General features: G+C 29.5%; 18 protein-coding genes and 3 tRNA genes. 7 read left to right on the top strand and 14 right to left on the bottom strand.

Features of this window, described 5'->3' with window-relative positions:
* Positions 1-118: 118 nt before the first annotated feature.
* From lysS to CJJ23_RS03950, 3 genes are read right to left on the bottom strand one after another with little or no spacing between them, the layout of a single operon-like run.
* Positions 119-1,585 (bottom strand): lysine--tRNA ligase, encoded by a 1,467-nt coding sequence (gene lysS / locus CJJ23_RS03960; RefSeq protein ID WP_095335061.1) that lies wholly within the window; start codon positions 1,583-1,585, stop codon positions 119-121.
* A 1-nt stretch (position 1,586) separates the two neighbouring features.
* A complete protein-coding gene (locus CJJ23_RS03955) occupies positions 1,587-2,726 on the bottom strand; it encodes a pyridoxal-phosphate-dependent aminotransferase family protein (protein ID WP_095335060.1) in 1,140 nt (379 codons plus the stop codon).
* A gap of 60 nt (positions 2,727-2,786) precedes the next feature.
* Entirely contained in the window at positions 2,787-4,391 is a 1,605-nt protein-coding gene (locus CJJ23_RS03950) for a TrkH family potassium uptake protein (protein WP_095335059.1), read from the bottom strand.
* A 135-nt stretch (positions 4,392-4,526) separates the two neighbouring features.
* On the opposite strand from CJJ23_RS03950, the gene metK reads away from it, so the two are divergent.
* Positions 4,527-5,648 carry a methionine adenosyltransferase gene (metK, locus tag CJJ23_RS03945; RefSeq protein ID WP_095335058.1) on the top strand — a complete coding sequence of 374 codons (1,122 nt, stop codon included), beginning with the start codon at positions 4,527-4,529 and terminating at the stop codon, positions 5,646-5,648.
* A gap of 97 nt (positions 5,649-5,745) precedes the next feature.
* Positions 5,746-6,024 (top strand): hypothetical protein, encoded by a 279-nt coding sequence (locus tag CJJ23_RS03940; RefSeq protein WP_095335057.1) that lies wholly within the window; start codon positions 5,746-5,748, stop codon positions 6,022-6,024.
* A gap of 95 nt (positions 6,025-6,119) precedes the next feature.
* On the opposite strand, the gene glyA is transcribed toward CJJ23_RS03940, so the two are convergent.
* On the bottom strand, positions 6,120-7,370 hold the full coding sequence (gene glyA / locus CJJ23_RS03935) for a serine hydroxymethyltransferase (protein WP_095335056.1): 1,251 nt from the start codon (positions 7,368-7,370) through the stop codon (positions 6,120-6,122).
* A 229-nt stretch (positions 7,371-7,599) separates the two neighbouring features.
* Here glyA and CJJ23_RS03930 point away from each other — a divergent pair, with 229 nt between their 5' ends.
* From CJJ23_RS03930 to CJJ23_RS03920, 3 genes are all read left to right on the top strand, one after another.
* Entirely contained in the window at positions 7,600-8,436 is an 837-nt protein-coding gene (locus CJJ23_RS03930) for a DNA-methyltransferase (RefSeq protein ID WP_095335055.1), read from the top strand.
* Entirely contained in the window at positions 8,426-9,280 is an 855-nt protein-coding gene (locus CJJ23_RS03925; protein ID WP_095335054.1) for a type II restriction endonuclease, read from the top strand. Before CJJ23_RS03930 ends, CJJ23_RS03925 begins: the two co-directional genes overlap by 11 nt.
* A gap of 171 nt (positions 9,281-9,451) precedes the next feature.
* On the top strand, positions 9,452-10,453 hold the full coding sequence (locus CJJ23_RS03920) for a DNA cytosine methyltransferase (RefSeq protein ID WP_095335053.1): 1,002 nt from the start codon (positions 9,452-9,454) through the stop codon (positions 10,451-10,453).
* Between the two features lie 197 nt (positions 10,454-10,650).
* On the opposite strand, the gene CJJ23_RS05000 is transcribed toward CJJ23_RS03920, so the two are convergent.
* The 9 genes from CJJ23_RS05000 to CJJ23_RS03880 form a co-directional block, all read right to left on the bottom strand.
* Positions 10,651-10,758, bottom strand: coding sequence for a helix-turn-helix domain-containing protein (locus tag CJJ23_RS05000; RefSeq protein WP_143823639.1), 108 nt, complete (start codon positions 10,756-10,758; stop codon positions 10,651-10,653).
* A gap of 255 nt (positions 10,759-11,013) precedes the next feature.
* Positions 11,014-11,095: transfer RNA gene (locus CJJ23_RS03915), tRNA-Leu, on the bottom strand.
* Positions 11,096-11,208: 113 nt separating this feature from the next.
* Positions 11,209-11,283: transfer RNA gene (locus CJJ23_RS03910), tRNA-Lys, on the bottom strand.
* A gap of 3 nt (positions 11,284-11,286) precedes the next feature.
* Positions 11,287-11,373: transfer RNA gene (locus CJJ23_RS03905), tRNA-Leu, on the bottom strand.
* Positions 11,374-11,437: 64 nt separating this feature from the next.
* A complete protein-coding gene (locus tag CJJ23_RS03900) occupies positions 11,438-12,289 on the bottom strand; it encodes an ROK family protein (RefSeq protein ID WP_095335052.1) in 852 nt (283 codons plus the stop codon).
* A 63-nt stretch (positions 12,290-12,352) separates the two neighbouring features.
* Positions 12,353-13,246 carry an N-acetylneuraminate lyase gene (locus CJJ23_RS03895; protein ID WP_095335051.1) on the bottom strand — a complete coding sequence of 298 codons (894 nt, stop codon included), beginning with the start codon at positions 13,244-13,246 and terminating at the stop codon, positions 12,353-12,355.
* A gap of 9 nt (positions 13,247-13,255) precedes the next feature.
* Positions 13,256-13,720 carry a YhcH/YjgK/YiaL family protein gene (locus tag CJJ23_RS03890; protein WP_095335050.1) on the bottom strand — a complete coding sequence of 155 codons (465 nt, stop codon included), beginning with the start codon at positions 13,718-13,720 and terminating at the stop codon, positions 13,256-13,258.
* On the bottom strand, positions 13,698-14,444 hold the full coding sequence (locus CJJ23_RS03885; protein ID WP_095335049.1) for a glucosamine-6-phosphate deaminase: 747 nt from the start codon (positions 14,442-14,444) through the stop codon (positions 13,698-13,700). The genes CJJ23_RS03890 and CJJ23_RS03885 overlap by 23 nt, the downstream gene beginning before the upstream one ends.
* Positions 14,445-14,455: 11 nt before the next feature.
* Positions 14,456-15,157 (bottom strand): N-acetylmannosamine-6-phosphate 2-epimerase, encoded by a 702-nt coding sequence (locus CJJ23_RS03880; RefSeq protein ID WP_095335048.1) that lies wholly within the window; start codon positions 15,155-15,157, stop codon positions 14,456-14,458.
* A 188-nt stretch (positions 15,158-15,345) separates the two neighbouring features.
* Here CJJ23_RS03880 and CJJ23_RS03875 point away from each other — a divergent pair, with 188 nt between their 5' ends.
* Both CJJ23_RS03875 and CJJ23_RS03870 read left to right on the top strand, forming a co-directional pair.
* Entirely contained in the window at positions 15,346-16,179 is an 834-nt protein-coding gene (locus CJJ23_RS03875; protein WP_095335047.1) for a MurR/RpiR family transcriptional regulator, read from the top strand.
* Between the two features lie 76 nt (positions 16,180-16,255).
* Positions 16,256-18,388 (top strand): ATP-dependent Clp protease ATP-binding subunit, encoded by a 2,133-nt coding sequence (locus tag CJJ23_RS03870; protein WP_095335046.1) that lies wholly within the window; start codon positions 16,256-16,258, stop codon positions 18,386-18,388.
* Positions 18,389-18,482: 94 nt separating this feature from the next.
* Here the strand turns inward: CJJ23_RS03870 and CJJ23_RS03865 are convergent, their stop codons facing one another.
* The gene (locus CJJ23_RS03865; protein ID WP_095335045.1) at positions 18,483-20,885 is read right to left on the bottom strand and encodes a hypothetical protein; all 2,403 of its coding nucleotides are present in this window, start codon (positions 20,883-20,885) and stop codon (positions 18,483-18,485) included.
* Positions 20,886-21,093: the final 208 nt, after the last annotated feature.

Here is a 21,093-nt window from a genome sequence, read left to right as displayed (position 1 = left end):
TATGGTTTCAGAAATTTTAAAAACTAGTAACCTGTATATGGTTTTGGATAAAAAATAATTCAAAACATAGTACATATCGTTGATTTTATTGCAAATAAAAATAGTTCTTTTTAGGGAACTATTTTTCATCTTTTAAAGTAGGGAATAAAAGTACCTCACGAATTGATTCTTGGTTTGTAAATAGCATTACTAATCTATCAATTCCAATACCACTTCCACCAGCTGGCGGCATTCCGTATTCTAGAGCATTTAAGAATGTCTCATCGATTTCAGTTGCTTCATCATTGCCTGCTGCTTTTTCTGCAAGTTGATCTTCAAATCTTTTTCTTTGATCTAGTGGATCACTTAACTCGGTAAATAAGTTTGCATATTCTTTTTTAGCAATAAATAATTCTGCACGGTCAGTAAAACGAGGATCGCTTGGATTTTTGTTTGCTAGTGGAGAAATCTCAATTGGATGACCATAAACAAAAGTTGGCTCCAATAATGTTTCCTCAATAAGTACTTCAAATAACTCATTAATAATGTGTCCAACTGTGAAATATTTTTCAATTTTGATCTTATGTTTTTTAGCAACTTCTAGTGCTAAATCTAACTTAAGATTTCTAAAATCATAACCTGTTGCTTTTGAAACTGCATCTACCATATTTAAGCGTTTAAATGGCTTTGTAAAGTCAATTTTAACGCCCTTATATTCAAGTTGTTGCTTGTTTAATTTAATCGCTAAATACTTGAAAACACCTTCAGTAATATCTAAAATACTTTCCATGTTTCCGTATGCTTGATAAAATTCAATTGAAGTAAATTCAGGGTTATGAGTTGTGTCAATTCCCTCATTTCTAAAAATTCTACCAATTTCATAAACACCTGCAAAACCACCAACAATTAATTGTTTTAGTGGTAATTCAGTTGCAATTCTTAAGTTAAATCTTTGGTTTAAAGCATTATGATGAGTTAAAAATGGTTTAGCATTTGCACCACCTAAAACAGAGTGTAAAATTGGTGTTTCTGCTTCAAGAAAATCTAGATTATCAAAATAATTTCTAATTAAAGAAATGATTTTGCTACGAGTTCTAAAGGTTTCTCTAACTGATTCATTAACAATTAAATCTACATAACGTTTACGATAACGCTCTTCTGTATCTTTTAAGCCATGAAATTTTTCAGGCAAAGCAATTAAGCTTTTAGTTAATAATTCTAAATGTGATACTCTGACAGTTAATTCACCCTTATTTGTTTTCATAACACTACCAGTGATATAAACAATATCACCGATATCTAGTAGGTCAAACAACCTTTCATAATCAGTTAATGTTTTACGATTAAAGTAAGCTTGCATTCTTCCGTAAGGGTCTTGAATTACAAAAAACGGCTCTCTAATTGTCATAATTCTTCCTGCAATTGTGACAATATGGTTTTCAAGTTGCAAGGCTTCTTTACTTCTTAAATTAAACAATTCATGCAGTTGTTTACTATTGTGAGTTAGTTTTTTGTTATCGAAATTATTTCAAGGATTAATACCTAAAGCCCGAATTTTTTCGGCTTTTTCTCTTCTAACAATTTCTTGTTCACTTAGATTTTTCATATTAATCTCTTTCTTTTTCTTTGGCTTTCATTTTCACTTTTCTAACTGCTAAAGCCATTCTTTGAATAATATGATCTAAATCATGTTCTTCAAGTTCACTTAATAAACCAATTCTGATGGCAGTTTTTTCTCAAAAGGTTAATGCATTAGCAATATAAATATGCGAGTCTTTAAATAAAGTATCTAAAAAATCTTGTAAGTTAATTGTGTCATTTTTGACAACAATTAAACTGCGTGATTTATGTTTTTCGGTTCTAACAACATTTTCAAAACCGATTTCTAATAGTTTTTTTTCTAGATATTGATACTTTCTAACTTGGTTTTTTTGCTTTGCAACTAAACCTTGTTTTAAGATCTCATCTAGTGATTTTCCTAAACATCTGATCATGCTAATAGCAGGTGTTTGGGGAGTAATTGCTACTGCTCTTACTAAACTTTTAAATGGATCATGATATTTAAAATATCTACCTAAATTAAGGTATCAATTGTTAGTAGCTTTTGCTTTATAGTAGTTTTCATAAGCATTTTGACTAAAACTTACAAATGAAACTCCTGGTGGTAAATTAAAACCTTTTTGTGATGCTCCTGCTACTGCATCAATACCCCATTGGCTCATATGTAAAGGGTTAAAGAGTAACCCCGAAATAGCATCAACACCAAAAAATAACTTGTATTTTTTGGCAATCTTTCCGATGCTTTCTAAGTCATTTAAAACTCCTGTTGAAGTTTCACTTTGAACTGCAAAAATATGGGTTATTTCAGGATTATTTTGAATAGTTCTTTCAATTATTTCTGCATCAACTGTTTTCCCTCACTCACTTCTTAATTCAATTACATTTAAATCTGCTGATTTTAAAATTGAAGCAAAAAGTTCTGAAAAATAACCAATATTGATTGCTAAAACAGTGTCTTTTTGCTTTGTAAAATTTTGTGCAATTGCTTCTAAAGCAGCTGAACCTGATGCTGTTAAAATAAAACTTCTACCATTAGTATTATTGACAATGGCGTTAATTTTTTTCTCGTTTTCTTGAACTAGATGGTCAAATTTGCTAGTTCTATGATGTTCAAGGTCTTCTGAGAGACACTTTAAAAATCTTTCGGGCACGTTTGTAGGCCCGGGTGCTAATAAATATGATTTCATAGGTGCAACAATTATAACAATTTTTTTGCTATTTTTAAAGTCTTCGTGCTGATATAGACACTATCCGATTGAAATACCTTCTTCCAAATACTCATAAGCGTTTTCTTTGCGTTTTGAGCTTCTTCAAGCAAGAACGGTTGAAGAAATTCCAAGTTGCCCAATAAACATTGTAAAGATGATTGCTAGCTGACTAGGAACATTTAAAAGTGGCGTAATTCCTGGGGTTAAACCTGTCGTTCCAAAGGCTGAAGCAACTTCAAAAATTACATGGTTAAATGTAAAAATAGTTGTGTTATTACCATTAACTGCTTCAGAAACTTGTGAAGGAATTTGACCTCCAAAAACTGATAAAGAAGAAGCAACAATAAAGGAAATTAAAAAGACTAAAATAACTGATAAAGCAAGCACGACAAAACTCATGCGCACTGTTTCATCACTAATTCTACGTTTAAAAATCCTTACACTAGGTCTACCTGTTAATTTAGATCATAATGATAAAAGCACAATTGCAAAAGTAGTGGTTCTTATCCCGCCACCTGTTGAAGAAGGTGAAGCACCGATGAACATTCCAATGCTTCCTAAAATTGTGCTAGCTTCAGTAAAACTACTAAAACTTGCTGTTTGAAATCCTGCAGAACGAGTGGCTGCCACATTAAAAATAATGTTAAAGACCCTATCTTCATACGTTCCATAAATTGGATCATTTCAGATCGTATTCGGGTTTTTGCTTGTTGCTTCAAAGGCAATGGTTAAAATAACCATTGTGATTCCAACTGAAAAATAAGTTACTAATGTCAACTTAGTAAATAATGAAAAACGAATCTTTGGAAAGTAGGTTTCTTTGTTTTTTAAAAAATACGTATTACGTAACTTTTTGATTCAGATTCTAAAGTGCCTTGATAAATCATAAATAACTGGATAGCCAATTCCGCCAATTACAAAGATTACAATTGTAAAAAATAAAAAGACATGGTTTTGGTAATAACCAGCTAAAGAATGTGATGAAAGAATGTCAAAACCTGCATTATTAATGGTACTGATCATATGGAAAAACCCTTGTCGAAACGCCATTGATAAATCACCAGAAGCGACAATTCCTACATAACCACTACCTAATGATTCTGCATAAGTTGAAGAAGGTGTGCCGTAGTAAAAAAATAGTGAAAAGCCAATTCCCCCGATAAAAATGATGATTAACAAAAAAGTTATTGATGTAATAATAACTTCTGATAGAGCCCCAATATTAGCCGTTCCCCGCTCTGTATTAACTAATTCACGCTCATCTACACCTGAATTAAGCCTTAAAACGTAGTTGAAAATGAAGATTTTCAAGGTAAAGACCCCAAAACCTCCAAATAATATTAAGATTGCAATCACGGCCTGGCCGCCCATCGTTCATGAATCAAAAGTGCTGACCGTTACTAAACCTGTATCAGAAAAAGATGAAGCAGAGGTAAATAAAGCTGCTAAAAAGCTAATATCTTTACCATCTTGATGCATCGCTGGAATTGATAAGATACCTGCAAAACCAATAGTTATTAATAAATAAATGAAAAAAATATACCTTGAAGGGATGATTCCCCTTCTAATTTTTTGAATATAGAAAATAACTCGATTAAGCTTAGTTATTCTTAAAAGTTTCCTTACTCAAAATTTAAAATTCATAAATTTTATTATATAAAAAAATAGAATAACAAATTCAAAAACGCACAGCGTTTTTATAAGGCCCTAAATAATTGCTAACAAAAGCCTTAAAAATTAGTTATGATTGTTTAAGATATTTTATTAAAGAGGTGGAAAATGATTAATTATATTAGTGCCGAAAGTGTCGGTAAAGGTCATCCTGACAAGATTTGTGACCAAATTGCTGATGCTATTTTAGATGAACTTTTAAAAAAGGATAAAGATTCTCGGGTTGCAGTTGAGGTATTTGCAACTAACCGTTTAATTGTAATTGGTGGCGAAATTAACACTCATGCTTATGTCGATGTGGTTAAAATTGCCTGATCTGTTTTATTTGATCTAGGTTATTCAGAAAACGATTTTTCAATCGTTTCTTCAGTTAATTCGCAATCTAGCGAAATTTCTGCTTTAGTCGATCATGATAGTGAAATCGCTGCAGGTGATCAAGGAATTATGTATGGTTATGCTACTAATGAAACTTCTAACTACATGCCTTTAGCTATAACTTTAGCTCATAGATTTTTAAAAGTTGCTGAAAAAGTTAGAAAACATCATCAGATCAAAGAACTAAAAGCCGATATGAAAAGCCAAGTTACTTTAGCTTATGAAACAGGTAAACCAACTAGAATTGCTAAACTGGTTTTAGCTTTGCAACATCAAGAGAACTTGGATGTTGAAAAATTCAAAAAAAATGTTAAAAGATTAATTATCGATCCAGTTGTTAAAGAATTTAATCTTAATGAAGATTTTGAAATCTTCATTAATCATAAAGGACCTTTTTCATTGGGTGGTCCTATTGCTGATACAGGTTTAACAGGAAGAAAAATTATTGTTGATACATATGGAGGGGCTGCTCGCCATGGTGGTGGCGCTTTTAGTGGTAAAGATTATTCAAAAGTAGATCGTAGTGGTGCTTATGCTGCAAGGTGAGTTGCTAAAAATTTAGTAGCAGCAGGTATAGCTGATAAACTAGAATTACAAATTGCTTATGTAATCGGAAGAAAAACACCGATTTCTTACTATATTGAAACTTTTGATAGTGAAAAAATAGCTAAAGAAAAAATTGTTGAAATTATTGAAAAAGTTTTTGATCTAAGTGTTCAGGCAATCATTGATCAATTCGATATGAAAAATATTTCGTATAAAAAACTAGCAGTTTTTGGTCATGTTGGTCGCTCTGAAAAGAAAGCACCTTGAGAAAAACTTGATAAAGTAAGCGAAATTAAGGCTTTTTTATAGATTTTTAGATTTTTTAGCTAGATAGTAGAAAAAAATTGCCAAGTATCTTCCTTCTGTCGTATAATTTAACAAGAATTAGAATTTAGAAAGGAGATATATGAAAGGGTTAGCAAAAGTTTTTATAGTTATTGGAACAATCTTTACATTTTGAACAATAATACCTATTTTTACAGCACATCTAGCTATGAAAAAACTTAGAACTGCAACAGACAAAAATGATCTGACAGTTGCAGCAATTCTTGCAATGTTTTTTAATAGCATTTTAGGTGGAATCTTTATGTTATTTGTAAGTAACAAGGAATTAGCAGAAAACGCAAATAGAAATATTCCTTCAAAAGCTCAAGAAGTAGAAGTTGAAGTTGAATCTGCTGAATAATTTTAATTATAAAGAGTACAAAAACACTTAAACATCGGCAAGTTTTTGCTTTTGTTTAAGTGTTTTTAATTATTTAAATTAATTTTTTAAGTTACTTAAAAGTAACTTTTCTTTAGTGGGTATTTGCTAGTAATATCTAAAACTTTTCCTTTTAAGTTTTCTAAAACTTCTTCATCTTCATAGTTTTTTAGTGCTTGATCTATGATTCTAGCTACTTCTATAAAAGTGTTTTCATCAAAACCACGGCTTGTCATAGCTGCACTACCAATTCTTACACCACTAGCAATCATTGGTTTTAAAGTGTCATGGGGAATAGTATTTTTATTAGTTGTAATATTGATCTTATCAAGCGTTAATTCTGCTTGCTTACCACTAATACCATAACCTTTTAAAACATTAATTGTAAATAAATGATTATCAGTGCCACCTGTAATCACAGGTACTTTTAAGCTCATAAATTCATTTGCCATGGCTCTAGCATTTTTCTTGACATTTTGCGCATAAGTTTTAAAACCAGGTTGCAACGCTTCATGAAACGCAACTGCTTTACCTGCAATAGCATGAAATAAAGGACCACCTTGATAACCCGGAAACACTCAACGATTCATTAACTTAGCAATTTCATCATCATTTGTCATTAAAATTGCACCACGTGCACCACGCAATGTTTTATGAGTGGTAGTCATTGTCAAATGAGCATGTTCAATTGGTGAATCATGCTCATTTGCAACTACAAGTCCTGCTATATGAGAAATATCTGCAAATAACTTTGCTCCTACTTTATCTGCTATTTGTCTAAATCTTTTAAAATCTATGACTCTAGGATATGCTGAATAACCTGTAATAATTACTTCAGGTTTTACTTCTAATGCTCTTTTTTCAACTACATCATAATCTAGAAAACCATTTTCATCAACATCATAACTATGTGCTTCATAAAAAACACCTGAAAAAGAAATATGATAACCATGAGTTAAATGTCCACCACTAGATAAAGACATTCCTAAGATCTTAGCTCCTGGTTTTGCTAATGTTGCTAAAGCGCTAGCATTAGCAACAGAACCTGAATAAGGTTGTACATTCACATGTTTAACATTAAATAATTGTTTAGCTCTTTCAATTGCTAAATTCTCGACTTTGTCGATAAATTCAGCACCACCATAATATCTTCTACCTGGATAACCTTCTCCATATTTATTAGTTAAAACACTCCCTGTTGCTTTTAAAACATCTTCAGAAACAAAGTTTTCACTTGCAATTAGTTCAATATGACTTGCTTGTCTATTTAGTTCACCATTAATTGCTTCGGCAATTAAGGTGTCGCTTAGTTCGATTTTTTTATACATATAAAAATAATACCTATAACTAAATTAATTTGCTAATTTAATCAAATTAATTTGGAAGTTAAGGGTTACTTGCTTAATTTGGATGAGCTTTTAACTTTTATTTGTTAGCATTTTTACTAACTTTATAAAAGTTAAGTTTTTATTAACGAGCACTTTTAAAAAAGATATAATGACAAAGAGAGATTAGAGAAACTAATAATTTTATTAATATAGAGGGAGTTATTTTAAGATGATTACAAAGACTAAATCAGTTCAAGAACCTATTTTTAAAAACACATTTACAGATCAAAATGTGTTTTTTGAAGCTGAAAATTTCAAACTTTTTCAAGGTGATTCATTTCAGATTTTAAAAACCTTAGAACCTAAATCAGTAAACATGATTTTTGCAGACCCTCCCTATTTTCTAAGTAATAATGGCATCAGTTGTCATAGTGGTAAACAAGTAGTTAATCATAAAGGTAAATGAGATGAAACTAAAACGATTGAAGAAAAACTAGAGTTTAACCGTGAATGATTAAGACTATGTCGAGAAGTTTTAACTGATGATGGTACTATCTGAATTAGTGGTACATATCATAATATTTATACAGTTGGAGTTGCTTTAGAACTTGAAGGTTATTCAATTATTAATAATATAACCTGACAAAAACCAAACCCTACACCTAATTTAGCAGGTAGATCTTTTACTAATTCAACTGAAACAATTATTTGAGCAAGAAAACAACTTACTGCCAAAACTAAGGGTAAACATTTTTATAATTATGCGTTAATGAAAGAGATCAATGGTGGTAAGCAAATGAAAGATGTTTGGTTATTAAACTTACCAACACCTTCTGAGAAAAAATTTGGAAAACACCCAACTCAAAAACCACTTTCAGTTTTAGAACGCTTGATTTTAGCTAGCACAAAAGAAAATGACCTAGTTTTAGATTGCTTCAACGGTTCAGGAACAACTGGAATTGCTGCAAGCAAATTAGGTCGCAAATACATAGGAATCGATAACGAATTAGAATATCTTGAACTTACTAAAAATCGCTTTTTGGATTTAAATAAAGATGAAAAATAGAGATTTTGAAGAATGAATTGATACTTTCACTAGTTGTATAGTAGATTGAACCTACTATACTGATTTTCCTAAAGCCTATGAAAATTTGAGAAAGATTAAAGTTCATTTAAATATTTTAAATAGTTTAATAGGAAGTAAAAATATTGAAAATGACTTCAAAAATCTATTAAAAGAATATCCTGAAGTTTTAACCTCACTTCCGATTTTACTGGCAAAACGAGAAAGAGAACTAAGTGTAAGACATAATGATGAAGTTATGAATTTTGATTTTAAAGAGCCCAATTATCCAATCGAAAAATATATCGAATTTATGAAAAATACGGGATTGTTCGATTTGTTAGAAAATCATTTAATTTCCAGTGTTCCCGACTATGTACTAGGAATTGAAGTAGGTCTAGACACAAATGCAAGAAAAAATCGCACAGGATCTGTTATGGAAAAGGTTGTAGAATCAGAAATTCAAAAAACACATTTTAAATATGAAAGTCAGGTGTCTTTGCGCAATTTCAGAGAATGATTTGGAACAGATTTATTTACTTCAATTAATGGAAAAGGTAATAGTAAAATCTTTGATTTTATTGTATGAGGAAAAAATAAAACATATTTTATAGAAGTAAATTTTTATAATACACTTGGAACTAAACCAATAAGTGAAACCGAGAGATTCATTGAATTAAACAACCATGTAAAATTAAATGATGGTTTTGAATTTATATGAATAACTGATGGCTCAGCTTGAAAAGATATGAAAAAATTAATGGAAAAAGCATTTAGTAATGTTTCTAATTTATTTAATTTGAACGACCTAAAAAATGGTTGCTTAGAAAAAATATTTAACAAATAAAATTGAAAATTTAAATGTTTCTATAAATATCTTAGTTAACTGAAGCTATTGAGAATTAATTTTTAAAATTTTCTTTTCTAGTTTAGAAACATTTAATTTAACCTTAATTCTACATTACGTTAATATGAAAATATAATGTTAATAAACTAAAATTTATAAGGAGAATAGGTAATGAAAAACCTTGCTAATTTTACATTTATAGACCTATTTGCAGGAATAGGTGGTTTTAGACAAGCTCTTCAAAGTTATGGTGCAAAATGCGTGTTTTCTTCAGAAATAGATAAATTTTGCAAACAAACATACCATAATAATTATGGTGAATTTCCACACGGTGACATAACTAAAATTGATGAAAGCACTATTCCATACCATGATATTTTGGCTGCAGGATTTCCTTGTCAACCCTTTAGCATATCTGGAAAACAATTAGGATTTGAAGATACGAGAGGCACTTTATTTTTTGACATAATTCGTATTATTAAATACCATAACCCAAAAATAATATTCCTAGAAAATGTAGCAAATTTAGCTAAACACAATAATTCAGTTACAGTAAGTTTGATGATTAAACTACTTGAAAAAGAAAATTATTCAGTATTCATAAATGAATTAAATTCTAGTGATTTTGGGGTAGCACAGTCAAGAAAAAGATTATATTTCGTTTGTTTCAGAAACGATTTGAATGTAAAAAATTTTGAATTTCCAAAACCTTCAAATAAAATTTCTGTAGTTAGAGATGTCTTAGAAAATGAAGAACAAATTGACAATAAATTATTTATCAATAATAAGCAATTTTCATTAAATGAAAATAAGTTTGCAAATAAGCCTATTAAAAAAATAGTAAGAATCGGGACTATAAATAATGGCAGTCAAGGTGACAGAATCTATGACATCAACGGGATTGGAATCACTCTTTCAGCCAACGGTGGGGGTTCTGCTTCAAGAACAGGTGCTTATTATATTAATGGTAGAATCAGAAAGTTAACTCCAAGAGAATGTGCTAGATTACAAGGATTTCCCGAAGATTTTAAAATTAACCCTAATGTTAACCAGGCATATAAACAATTTGGAAATTCAGTATCAATACCAGTACTAAAGGCTATTATTAGTCAAATTAACAAAAAAATAAATTTACCGGATACAGAAAATATTTTGTCACAAAGTAACTTTTAATTTTCTAGAAATATTTTATAAAGAAAGTTAGTTTTTAATTAAACTAGCTTTTTGTTTCAAAAAATCTATAAGTTTATTAATTTAATTACCTGGATTTTCCTTTTTAAAATTCAATTTAAAAGTAACATTTATATTATTAGTTTCAGATAAAAGTTTAACAACATTGCCTTCATTTTGTAGAGAGGAAAAATAGATAACTATTTATCTTTATCTAGTTTTCTAGATATTTCTGTAATGTTATTTCCTTCTATCAAAAGTATTTGAATTGCAAATCTTTCTTGAATACCTAATCGTTTATACAACATACTATATGATATTATAAAAAAATATCTTCCCAACCTTTCTGATTGAGCTAGATATTACAATTCAGCATATAGTTTAACGTGTCATAAAGGCAGTAATTGTACAATTTAATAAATGATATTTTAAGGTTTATTTAACTTCAAAAAATCCCTGAAACCATATACAGGTAGTTAGTTTTGACAATTTCAGGTAACTTTCGAATATAAAAAAACACTCTTATTTATATAAGAGTGTTCAAGGTCATTATTCTAATTATATGGTGCCCGTGACTGGACTCGAACCAGCATGCTTTCGCGGTTGATTTTGAGTCAACTGTGTCTGCCATTTCACCACACGGGCATTTTTTCAACTAAATTAGTTTAACATATTTTTAGAAAGAATTATTCTAAACACCATAAAAACAATAAAAAAATGTCCTAGTTAAAGGACATTTTGTGATCATTAAAATGATATGGTGCATCGTATAGGATTTGAACCTATGACCCAATGGTTAAAAGCCATTTGCTCTACCTCTGAGCTAACGACGCTTTTGGTACCCGGAACTGGACTTGAACCAGCACAGTATTGCTACCGAGGGATTTTAAGTCCCTTGCGTCTACCTATTTCGCCACCCGGGCTTACAGCCTTATTGTTTTAAAGGCTTTTTAATTATATACATAACTTTTAAAATTGTAAAAAATTTTAAGATTTTTTACTGTGCAAAATTTGCTTTGCTAAACCGATTAAAGCGGCAGAATTTCCATGGTTAGAAAAAACAATGTCTGCTTTAAAAAATGTCTTATTTTTTAAAGCATTGTATTTGTTGATTAAAGCTTGTTTTGCTTCATGACTAATATGATTAATGCCACCACCAATATAGATTTTGTCTAAGTTTAATGTTACGATGATGTTAAATAAAAAACTAGCAATTTCATCTAGATAGTTATCAACAAAGGTTTTAAATTCATGGTTAGTTAAATAGGAATTTTTAAACTCGTTAGTGCTATTAGAGTCAAAGTTAAATTTTTGTTTACTAAGTTCATTAAACTTACTAAAACTAAGTGAATCATTAACCATTTTATGATTATGAATTAAATAGCCAAATTCTCCATCAAAACCATTTTTCGATACTTGCAAAGTTTTATTAAAAACTATCCCTGCACCTACACCTGTACCAAAAGTAATCATGGCAAAACGCTCATCACTATTTTCAACTTCAGCATATGCTGCTGCGTTGGCATCATTTAATAAAATTAAATTAACATTTAAGTTTTCTTCAATTACTTTAAAATCAGTACCAATATAGTTTTTAAAATCACCATTAGCATTAATAATTTTTTTAGTTTTTGAATCAACTATGCCTGTCGAAGAAATTGCTATATCTTTAATTTCAGGATATTGCTTTAAAATACTTAAAGCAATATCAAGCAAATCTTCAATGATAGTTTCAATTTTAGTGACAATAAAATTTTTAACTTTAAATTCTAGTTTTTCATTAATCACACCGTATTTGATATGGGTACCACCGATATCAAAAGCTAATACATGTTTCATTTTTTACTCATTTTTTTAATTTTATAAAATAAGGAATTTTGCAATTCCTTATTAAATTTTAGTTTATTTTTTATCTAGATATTTAGATTTAATTTCTCGTGCTCTTTTTAGTAATGCATCGTCATCTTTTTTAGCAAAAGGATGTTTACTAATTCCTGCATCAAGCCCATCTAGACGTAATAAAGCTTTTAAGGTTGTCATTAAACCATTACCTACAACATCTTCAACATAGTCATTGTATTCGTGAATTAATTCTCTAGCTCTAACAAAATCTCGAGCTTCATAAGCTTCTAAAATACGGCGTGCTCCTAATCCATTAGCATTATAAGTTGAACCGATATAACCATCTGCTCCAATTACTGCTCCATAGATTAAAACTTCATCGCTACCTCAGAAGTAAACTTTATCAGGGTCACTGTTAATAAGTCTTTCAAACATAAATGGATCCCCTGCTGAATATTTAACACCAACTACGTTTTTGATTTTTAAGATCTGACTAAATTGTGATGCTGACATTTTTCCACCTGCATATTGAGGTAAATAATAAGGGAATAAGTCAATGTCGACATTGTCGGAAATGCTTTGATAGTAGTTTTTAATTTCATCAAAACTAAAGCCAAAATAGTAAGGACTAATTGCACTAATAGCATCAAATCCTGCTTTTTTAGCATGGTGTGCCATGTCTAAAATTTCGTCGAAATTTAATGTTCCTACTTGGGCAATTAAAGTAATTTTACCTTTTGCTTCTTTAGCAACGATATCAAAGATTTTTTTACGATCTTCAACTGAAATTAATAAAAATTCTCCAGTTGAACCTGTAACATAAAGACCATCTAGTTTTTGTACTTCGATCATATATTTAACAATTGAAGGGATGGCATCAAATTTTACTTTACCTTTTTCATCAAAAGGAGTGATCATTGCTGCAAATAAACCACTGTATTTTTTATTTTTCATAGAATTTTCCTATCTTTTTTCTGTATTAATTTTGATAATGATTTTATCCATTTTACGGATCTTATCAGTTGTTTTAGGTGCGTGCGCTTCACCTGGTCAAAAGAAAATAAATTCACCTACAAGAGGTTGCAATTTATTTCTAGTTGAATCAAGTTCATATAAAGCAACATCACCATTTTTGTCGTACTCCATTTTGGTACGCTCCATTAGTTCACCTCTTTCAAAGAAGTGCACTTCATCAGAATCTTGAGAAATATGTAAGTCTGCATAAACGTTATGAACTTCATATTGTGAAGATTCATAGTCATATGTATCAACTTCCATTTTTAATAAGAAGATGTCTGAACCTGAAATTTCGAATTTTCCATAACCTAATTTTGATAGGTCAGTTTTTTCAATATATTCCACGGCTTTAGCAAAGTTTTTATCAATACTTTTATATCTTGATAAATTACTCAACTTGTCGATAATCATTTTTGGCCTCTATTCCCGCTGCACTTTCTTGATCTAGAATAAGTGTAACGTTTTTATGTTGTTGTAAAGCAGTTGCAGGGATTTTTAAATCACCTACTTTAGCGTTTAAAATAGTTTTTACTATTTTGGCTTTTTTACTGCCATTTGCTAAAACAATAATTTGTTTAGCTTTTAAAATATCAGATATGCCCATTGTAATTGCACGGTTAATGCGTGCGTTTTCATCACCAAAATTGTCTTTTAGAGTATTACGATCTAAAGAGACAAAATGGGTTCTAAGATCTCAATCAGTATAAGGTTCATTAAAGGCAATATGCCCATTTGTACCTATTCCCATAATTAATAAGTCAAAAGTTTTGACTTTATCAATTTTTCGATCATATTTATTTAATGCTTCAAGTGACATATCGATTGCTTTAGGAAACGCAATATTGCGTTTTTTGATATTAATATGATCAAACAAATGTTTGTTCATAAAATATCTAAAAGAGTGCTTGTCAGTTTCATCTAAACCTACATATTCATCTAGGTTAAATGACTTTACTTCTTCAAAAAAAACTAAGTTTTTTTGATAGTTACGTACTAACTTTTCATAAGTAGCAACTGGGGTATTGCCTGTTGCAAAAACAATTTTTGCATCAGGTTTTTCCATTACTAAATTAGTAATAATCTCTGCAGCTCTTTCGCTCATTAATTCATAGTTTTTATATACTTCTATTTTCATTGTACCCCGTCTTATATGCTGGATTCTTTGATAAATTGCCTTGTAATAAATCGTGGTCTTGTAATTGCTGATCCAACAACTGCAAAATCACAACCGATTGCTTTGGCTGCTTTTAAATCTTTTGGATGATTAAGTCCACCTTCTGCAATTAAAAAAGCTCCATTTTGATGAACAAGTTTTTCGCAATCTTTAATAAATTGGTAATCATTTTCAGTATTTGAAAATTGTTTGGTTTCAGTTGTTGCCCCTCTTAAAGTAGTTGCAATGTATTTAATACCTAGTTTTAAGGCATTTTTTACATCTTCAATGGTTGAACAATCAGCGAGCAAAATTTGTTGCTTATGATTGTTAGTATTAAAGTAAGTAACTAATTCTTCTAAGGTTTCTTTAGGCCGCTTACGCATCGTTGCATCAACTGCTAGATACTCAGCTTCAGTTCTCATTAAGGCTTTAAGCTCTTTTAAAGTCGCACTAATGTAGACATCACTATTATCGTATTCTCTTTTAATTAAACCGATTAAAGGTACCTGTGGGAAATTCTTTTTAATAAGGTTAATGTTATTTATCTGGCTAGTTCTGATGCCATCAGCACCACCTAGAATTGCGGCTGTTGCCATTTTAAGCATTGTCGTTTTTCCAAATAAAGGTTCATCTTCGAGAGCCTGACAAGAAACAAAAAACTGAAAACTTGGCTTGTTTAGTTTATTTTTCATATTTCAATATAAATTTTTAACTTTTCCTTTATTAATCTATATCATCCCCCTTTCCTTTTAATTATCATTCAATTAACTTTAATAAATAAAAAATAAAAATTTTTTTATAATTAATTTAAAATATTTAGGATAAATATTTAAAAACTTGAAATAATTTCAAGTTTAAAGCAAAAAAGAGGTATCCAAATATGATTAAATTAACTAATCGTGACGGGATCAAGTTAAGTAAAAACGAAATTATCCTGTTAGATTTTATCGAACATAACACTGAGACATTTTTAAAAATGCCTATTAACCAACTTGCAGATGAATTAAAAATTGCAACAGGTTCAGTTTCTAGACTAGTTAAAAAACTAAACCACAACAACTATCAATCTTTCAAAATTTATGTAGCAGAATTAAATACATCAATTGCCACTCATTCTCCCGATGACCAAATGAGTGGACTAGTAAAAAAAGCTAATCAGGTTTTTAACCATTATTATTTTGCAATTAAAAATAATTATGAAATGATCAATATTGAACTACTTGAAAAATCAATTAAATGAATTTATAAAACTAAAAGTATTTTAGTTTTTGGAATTCATTCATCCTATTCAGTTGCTAGAGAATTAGGGCAAGGACTTGCTACTTTAGGTTTTGAAAGTCACGTTTCAAATAGCGTACATGAAGTTATTTTATCCTTAAGAAATAAATATCTTCAAGAAACCATGTGCATCATGTTTTCTAAAACTGTTTCTTCAAAAGAAAATCGCTACATTATTCAAATTGCAGAAAAATTCAAAATTAAAGTTTTATTAATAACTGAAAATACTAAGATCACTAATACTGAAAATCGCCTTGTTCTTAGATTTGCTTCACTTAGCCAAGAACGCCGTGTGAATGCTTTATCTAGTCGTGTTGCGCAACTATTTTATGGCGATATTATTTTGAAAGTTCTTGAGGAGACATTAATCCTTAAAAACGTTAATAATCAGGATCTTTATGACAATTTTAAAGATACTTGAATCAACGGAAAATAATTTTATTTAATTTTTAGCACTCTAGGCATTAGAGTGCTAAAATACTTTTATTAGATAAAATTATTAAGGAGAAAACATGAACGCAACATTTACAGAAACAGATAATCGTAAACCTTTAGAAAAATATGCTCGTAACTTAACTCAACTAGCAAGAGACAATAAACTTGAGCCAGTTATTAACAGAGACAGTGAAATTCGTGAAATTATTAGAATTTTGAGCAGAAAAAGCAAAAATAACCCAGTTTTAGTGGGAGATCCTGGAGTTGGTAAGACTGCTTTAGTTGAAGGTTTAGCAAGAAAAATTGTTGAAAAGCAAGTTCCTATTGATTTATTAGGTAAAGAAGTTTATGAAATTGATCTAGCATCAATTATCGCAGGTGCTTCTTATCAAGGTCAATTTGAAAAGCGTATGAAAGACCTATTAAAAGAAATTAATGAAGCAAATGGCAACATTATTGTATTTATTGATGAGATTCATATGTTAAACGGTATGGGTAAAAACAGTGCTGAATCAGGACTTGATGCAGCACAGATGTTAAAGCCAATGCTAGCTAGAGGACAAATGCATATGATTGGTGCAACAACTTTAAAAGAGTATAAAAAATACATTGAAACTGACCCTGCATTTGAAAGAAGAATGCAAAAAATTTTAATCAATGAATCATCAGTTACTGACACAATTACAATTTTAAGAGGGATCAAAGATCGTTTTGAATCATTTCATAAAGTTAAAATTGATGATGAAGCATTAGTGGCTGCTGCGCAAATGTCAGACCGTTATATCGCCGATCGCTTTTTACCTGATAAGGCAATTGATTTAGTTGATGAAGCTGCTTCAGCAATTAAAGTTGAGATGAATTATGAGCCTCTACCTTTAATTGAAATTAAAGAAAAAATTGCTCGTTTAGAAATGGAAAAAGTTGCTTTAAATTCAAGCGATAGTACTAAACATGAAAAACGTATTAAGGAAATTAATACTGAATTAACTAAGTTAAACGAGACTTTTTCAACTCAGGAAAAAGCTTGAAAAGCAGCTAAATCTAAAATGGATAAACTAGCTGAATATCAAGAAAGACTATACGATTTAAACCATCAAATGGACTACTATAACAGTATTGCTGATTATGGAAAGACTGCTGAAATCAAATATCGAGATATTCCTAAACTAGAGCAAGAAAAACTTGAACTAGAAAAAACCTTAGAAAATAGTGAAGAAAGACTGATTAAAAATAAGGTAACTCGTGAAGAAATTATGATCGTAATTTCTAACTGAACAGGCATTCCTGCAACAAAATTATTAAAAGATGAACGCGAAAAAATTCTCAATCTTGACAAAGAATTGGCTAAAACAATAAAAGGTCAAGATGAAGCAATTAAAGAGATACATCGTATCATCATGCGTAATAAAGCAAATATCAATGACTTAAATAAGCCAATTGGTTCATTTTTATTCCTAGGTCCTTCAGGTGTTGGTAAAACAGAATTAAGTCGTGCCTTAGCTGCTCAACTATTTTCAAGCGAAAATGACCTAATTCGTTTAGACATGTCAGAGTACATGGAAAAACATTCAGTTTCTAAAATTATAGGTTCTCCTCCTGGTTATATTGGTTATGAATCAGGTGGGCAAGTAACTGAAAAAATAAGAAGAAAACCTTATTCAATTTTATTAATTGATGAAATTGAAAAGGCTCATCCTGATGTAGTTAATATTTTCCTACAAATGCTTGATTCAGGTCGTATAACTGATGCACAGGGCAGAGAAATTAACTGTAAAAACTTAATCATCATCATGACAAGTAATTTAACTGCTGAATTAGCCCATGCAGGTGCTAGTGAAGTAGAAGTGCAAGAAGCTTTAAATAAATTCTTTAGACCTGAATTTGTTAACAGAATTGATTCAATTATTACTTTTAATAAGTTAACAATTGAAGTTAAAGAAGAAATTGCTAGGTTAGAATTAGCTAAAGTTGCACAACGTTTAATTATGAATAACTATCACATTTCATTTGATGAAAGTGTGGTGCAAGAAATGCTTAAAAAAGCATTCAATGACAACTTTGGAGCAAGACCTATTAAACGCTTTATTCAAGATAAAATTGAATCATTACTTGCTTTTGAAATAGTTAATACATCAATGAAGCAAGATTTATTCTATGTAGTTTACTTTGAAAACGGTAACTTCACTTTAAGAAAATCACTTCCAAATTAATTCAAAAAATCTGCTTCTAGGCAGATTTTTATTTTGCTTTTTTAATTACAAAATCAAAAATAAAAATGAACTTCTAAATTGAAGTTCATAATTTTTAGATTTTAAATCCAGTAATTTTAATTGTAAAAGTTTTAATAATTTTATCAAGTTGAGCAGTTACTGTCATATTGATTGTTGTTTTATCTTTAGTATCAATTGCAAATTCAAACTTTGTAAAAGGTGACTGTGCAAGCGATCTAAATTCAACTTGATCTCTTGGGTTTAAATACATTGCAATTGCATCAATAATGTATGTACCATTAGTATAACGGTTATCAATTTCTTGTTTGAAAATATAACTTGAAACATCTTTGGCAATTGTATAGGTTTTATTTGCAAAGAAATTTACACGTGTTTGAATTACATTGTAAACAACTACATCACTATAATCCGACTCTAAAGTTAAGGTCAATGTTTCTTTTTTATTAGTAATTATGTTGTTAAATTCTAGGTTCACTTTTAACATATTTCATGTTAATTTATCACTTGCATTATAAGAAATAGTTGTCACCTTTAAATCATATTTATCAAATAAATCTTTAGTTGCTTGATCACTAATTAAACCTTTAATTATGTCTAATCTTTCAGCACTACTTTTAGCCAAAAGTTCTTGATAAAAGTTGCTAATTACTGTACCTTGTTTTAGGTGTAAATTTCTAAGTAAGAAAACCTCTAATTTTAATTTTCATAATGAAAAATTGGTTTGAACTTGGCTTGGATCATTTAGTCCTTCACCAAAACCTGTTACTGTAAAAATGTATTTTCTAGATAGTCCATTTAATTTTAATGTTAGGTAAAGTTTTAGATTATTGTCAGTTAATTCTAGTTGTAATTCTCGCTCTGTTTTATCAACTAAAATTTGATCAATTCTACCCTTACCTGCTTCACCAGATTCTTCTTTTAAAGCATTTAATAAAACATCGCCTTCAAGCGTTTTAATTCGCTCATAAAATGATTTAACTTCTAGTTCATTATTGCTTCTTAACTGAATATCAAAAGTAATGAATTTTGATTCGAAAGTATCGAAAAATGCGATGATTTCGGTTGCCGTTTGACTTAACTCAGGTGCAGGTGAAGATGCTCCAAAATTTAAAATTACATTAACTTTTTCATTCAATCCGTTTTCACTAATTACAAAAAATTCTGCTCTTAAAACATCTTTATCATTTGTTAAAGTTACGTTTTTAATAAATGAATTTTTTAGAATATTTTTGCTCTTTTCGCTAATCACAAATTTAGAAAATATTTCTAGTTTTTCTGTATTTAAGAATTTAATAGATCCATTAGGATTTAAGGTTTCAAAATAACTTAAATATTTTTGTTTATTTCAAATTGAATTTAAATTTCAATCAGCAGTTTTAATAGAATTTAGGACATCATAAAATGCTTTATAATCACTGTCATTTTCCAGTTTTCATTTATGTGTAATTTCTTTTTGTTCTGCTTCTGTTCTGAAATTATTTAACTTTAAAATTGCTGAATAATCGGCATCATTAAATTTATAAGTTAGACTAAAAGTTAAGTTATCATTTTCTTCATCTTTAAAACTAAAAGACAAGTCTTGAACAGATTTTAATGACTTATTAAATTCACCGATTTTAGTTTTAAAATTATCACTTCAAGCATCATTTAATTTGATTTGATTTTCTTCAATTATGATTGAATTTTTAAATGCTTCTCTAGTTATAGATGTTTCCATATCAAGTGTTTGATTATTTAAAGAATTGTAAATTGTGGTTGCTAATTCATCCTGATTAACTTCAGAAAAATTAGTAAATTCAAAACTTAAACTTTTCTTATTTGCAGGAACATTTGTCTGTTTAATTTCAAATTTGATAGTTGCTTTTTGCGCTTCAGTTGTAACTTCATAATTTTCAAAAGTTACATTATCAATATTTGTTGATGCTTTGAAATATTGTTCAAATTTAAAAATATCTGAAACAAGATTTTTGAATTGTTCACTAGTAATTTTTTTACTAATTGATGCACGTGCAGTTTCAACTGTTGAATTTATTTTAGTAACAATAGCATCAAGATCAATTCTAGTAAATTTTAAAAACCCACTAATTTCTAGGTCTTTACTTGCTGTATCAACATTAGTTGCATTTGCTACTCTAACAGAAAGTTTTAACTTACCTTCAACATCATCAGGATCTTTAATTGCTAAAGTTAAATTGTAAGTACCTAATACAAGTTCGTTTAAACCGAATGCTGTTCTCAATTTTTCTTGTGTATCTAATTCAGTTTTAATAACTGAAGGTGATTTAGCAATAATACTTTCTTGTACTTTGTAACTTGTTTCAGCCTTAATAAGAATTGAAGCAGCATTAATATCAATCGGAGTCAGAACCAATGGATTACTTGGTGTGCTACATGAAATTGCTGTTGCTACAATTGTAAAACTACTTGCAATCAATGCAAGTTTTAAGAAACTTTTTCCTCTTTTATTTTTAATCATAGTCTTCCTTACTAAAAATTGTAGGTAAATTATAATAGAAAACTTGTAAATTAAGATTTTTCTATTAATTTTGAATTATTTTGAAAATAGTTGCTCACAGAACTAAAAATAGCCTACATTTGAGGCTATTTCCTAGAGTGTTCTAATAACTGCAACTCTTACATTTTTATTTTAATGGACTTTCATTCGAAAGTTCATTTTTATTATT

Origin of the sequence: Mycoplasmopsis agassizii (genome assembly GCF_002276225.1) — a bacterium.
GTDB classification, from domain to species: domain Bacteria; phylum Bacillota_I; class Bacilli_A; order Mycoplasmatales; family Metamycoplasmataceae; genus Mycoplasmopsis_B; species Mycoplasmopsis_B agassizii_A.
This window is presented reverse-complemented; position numbering and strand designations above follow the sequence as displayed.